The sequence below is a fragment of the Streptomyces boncukensis genome (genome assembly GCF_011045075.1).
Taxonomy (GTDB): Bacteria; Actinomycetota; Actinomycetes; order Streptomycetales; family Streptomycetaceae; genus Streptomyces; species Streptomyces boncukensis.
The window spans coordinates 1-859 of sequence record NZ_JAAKZZ010001050.1 but is presented as its reverse complement, the minus strand read 5'-3'; the positions used below and the strand labels follow the sequence as shown (position 1 = coordinate 859).

Sequence of the window (859 nt, the reverse complement as noted above, 5' to 3'; positions counted from 1 at the left end):
GCTCCGCCCGTCCCGCCCCTCGGGCATGATCGGTGCTACTGACACCGACCGCCCGAGGGGGAGCACGTGACCATCTGGGAGTGCCTGGCCGTCTTCGCCGCGGGCATCGGGGCCGGCACCATCAACACCGTCGTCGGCTCCGGCACCCTGATCACCTTCCCGGTGCTCCTCGCCACGGGCATGTCCCCCGTCACCGCCAACGTCTCCAACTCGCTCGGCCTGGTGCCCGGCTCGGTCAGCGGCGCCATCGGCTACCGCGCCGAGCTGCGCGGCCAGGGCCCGCGCGTGCTGCGCCTCGCCGCCGCGGCCCTGCTCGGCGGGCTCGTCGGCGCGGCCCTCCTGGTCACGCTCCCCTCCAGCGCCTTCGACGCCATCGTGCCGGCCCTGGTCGGCATCTCCCTGGTGCTCGTGGTACTGCAGCCCCGCCTCTCCCGCGCCGTCCAGGACCGCCGCCGGCGCAACGGCACCGAGGCCCGCCCGTACGGCGGTCCCGCGCTCCAGGCCGGGATCCTCGCCGCCAGTGTGTACGGCGGCTACTTCGGGGCCGCCCAGGGCATCATCTACATCGGCGCCATGGGCCTGCTGCTCCAGGAGACCCTGCAGCGTCTCAACGCGGTCAAGAACGTGCTGACCGCGGGTGTGAACGGGGTCTCCGCGCTCTTCTTCCTCTTCGTCGCCGCGTTCGACTGGACGGCTGTTCTCCTCATCGCCGTCGGCTCAGCGCTCGGGGGCCAGCTCGGCGCCCGGATAGGACGCAAGCTGGCCCCCGGAGCCCTGCGGGGCGTGATCGTGGCCGTGGGAGTCATCGCGATCGCGCAGCTCGTGCTGCGCTGAGCCGGGGCGGGACGGGGTGGAGTGC

At 73.5% G+C, this 859-nt stretch carries 1 protein-coding gene; it reads left to right on the top strand.

What is annotated here, in order from left to right; translation table 11 throughout:
* Positions 1-66: 66 nt before the first annotated feature.
* Positions 67-834, top strand: a complete 768-nt coding sequence (locus G5C65_RS37875) for a TSUP family transporter (protein WP_165303615.1) — start codon at positions 67-69, stop codon at positions 832-834.
* Positions 835-859: the final 25 nt, after the last annotated feature.